Origin of the sequence: Dietzia sp. B19 (genome assembly GCF_014145155.1) — a bacterium.
GTDB classification, from domain to species: Bacteria; Actinomycetota; Actinomycetes; order Mycobacteriales; family Mycobacteriaceae; genus Dietzia; species Dietzia natronolimnaea.
This window is the reverse complement of the sequence record NZ_JAALED010000501.1, coordinates 1,635-3,584: the sequence shown is the minus strand read 5'-3', so window position 1 is coordinate 3,584 and position 1,950 is coordinate 1,635. Positions and strand designations below refer to the sequence as shown.

Genomic DNA, 1,950 nt, shown 5'->3' with positions numbered 1-1,950 from the left:
ACGGCCGGCTCGGAGTCGGCGATCGAGTCCACGTAGAAGTCGAGGTGCACCTGCGTGGGGACCGGTCCCTCGGGCCAGGTCGGCGCGCGCCAGACGGAGACGGTCTGGCACTCGAGCGCGACCGTGCCCAGCTCACCTTCTGGCGGCAGGACGTCGACCCAGTCCGAATATTCGACGTTGTCGCGAATCCGCCAGCCGAGCATCGACGCGTAGAACTCGGCGAGCTCTCGAGCACCGGGGCAGTCGAGTGCGACGACCACACGCCGCGCGGTGATCCCAGCCATGGGACCACGCTACGACCTGAATTCGAGGCGCCTCAAACATTCATGGACCGAGGCTCCTCCCGGCGGCCAGAGCTGGGGCGCTCCCCCGGTGCACTCGGGGAACCGACGACGACGAGGGCCACCGCCACTCGAACTGCCCGCAGCCACCGGGCACGACGAGTGAACTCGCATTTACTACTTCTATGGCCCCTACAGGCTGACGGTCCACCCATCCGGTGTCGAACCCTCACATCCTGGTTGGGGCAGCGATCGGCGCCTACTGCCCGGAGCAGGTGACGACGCCGAATGGAGTGTTCCCGCTAACGTTAGATGAGTATTCAAGCCGCGCTCGCGACGAATGCCGGAGGGCTCCGACGGAGTCCGCATGGACTAGCGGGGATCCCGCTCGCAGGCGATCCCGTCGTTGTCGCCGTCCATCGACGGGTCGTAGAACCTGCTTCCGCGATGCATGGGCGCGACGCCGAGGTTCCACGCCTCCCGGCATCCCGAAAGTCGGGGTGCGGGGGCGGGCGAAGGAGCCGCCACACCCGGCGCGGGCGCGGGGGCCGCCACGCCCGGTGCCGGCACGAAATGCACGGACCAGACAAACGGGAACGGCAGCAGCGGCAGTGCTGCCGCGTCGAAACCCATCGGGGCGGGGACGACGACGGGGGCGAACTCGGGCAGGGCGATGACGCCCGATCCGACCTGCATTTCGGCGGCTGTGACCGAGGGGGCGGTGCCGAGAGCGGCGACAGCGGCCAGGCCGAGGGCGGCGAGCGAACGACGGATCATGGGTGAGGACCTCGAGGGGTGCAGGCCACAGATGTGGCTCCGGTGAGAAGAAGCTCAGATTAGCCTGTGCATGTTCACGTCGCTGACCAGTCTGTGAAAGTGGGGTCATGAGCTCCCCAGCCGGACCCCGGAATTCGCCCACCCGCCGGCGCCTCGGCCTCGCGATGGCAGTCGCCGCTGCAGCGACCGCTCTCGGCACCCCTCCTGCCCTCGCCGACCCGGCAGACGCCGGACCGGACACGCCAGCGTCCCCACCGGGAGCGCTGACGCCCGAGATCATGACCGATGTGCTGGGCCCCTCCGACCCGGCGTTCTGGGATCCGGCGGCCCCCGGCACCCGCGTGCTGACCCCGATCGAACCCCACCGCCAGGTGTCCTGCCTGACGGGCCTCGTGCCGCTGCACGTCTGTTGGACGGTCAACAGGTATCAACTCGTGCCGGAGCACCGCCCGCTCGCCCATGTCGACGTCCCCGTGATCGGCGGGGCGCCACTGCGCATCTGGGTCGACCTGCCCCTGTGGGGCGACGGCTCCACGGGCGAGGGCCGCATCGCCGAGCTAACGCACGAGGTGATCGTCTGGTGGCTCACCAACCCCACGCCGTCGTAGCCGACACCCCGCGATGACCCTCGAGTGATCCGCCGCTCCGCCCGGCAGTGGCGGCGCCGATAATGCCACCTATCGACCACCGGACGGCTGACTGAACAAGTCGCCGTCAAACCAACGAACTTTGGATTAATAGTCCGTACCTCTAGCACCTCGGCTATAGGCCAAGTAGTGGATAGCGACCAATTATGGGCGCTACCGGCCCCGCCCTGTAGAGCCTGCCGATCTCGCCATCGGTCGGGCTCGACTCTCGAACTGGCACCGACAGCAACCCGCATCCAGCCTCA

General features: G+C 68.3%; 3 protein-coding genes. 1 reads left to right on the top strand and 2 read right to left on the bottom strand.

What is annotated here, in order from left to right; translation table 11 throughout:
* Together G6020_RS13795 and G6020_RS13790 are read right to left on the bottom strand one after the other, a co-directional pair.
* Positions 1-284, bottom strand: a 284-nt coding sequence (locus tag G6020_RS13795; RefSeq protein WP_182611007.1) for a VOC family protein, incomplete at its 3' end; no start/stop codon positions are given.
* A gap of 369 nt (positions 285-653) precedes the next feature.
* Positions 654-1,058 carry an excalibur calcium-binding domain-containing protein gene (locus G6020_RS13790; protein ID WP_182611006.1) on the bottom strand — a complete coding sequence of 135 codons (405 nt, stop codon included), beginning with the start codon at positions 1,056-1,058 and terminating at the stop codon, positions 654-656.
* A gap of 278 nt (positions 1,059-1,336) precedes the next feature.
* Here G6020_RS13790 and G6020_RS13785 point away from each other — a divergent pair, with 278 nt between their 5' ends.
* Entirely contained in the window at positions 1,337-1,666 is a 330-nt protein-coding gene (locus tag G6020_RS13785) for a hypothetical protein (protein ID WP_241732721.1), read from the top strand.
* Positions 1,667-1,950: the final 284 nt, after the last annotated feature.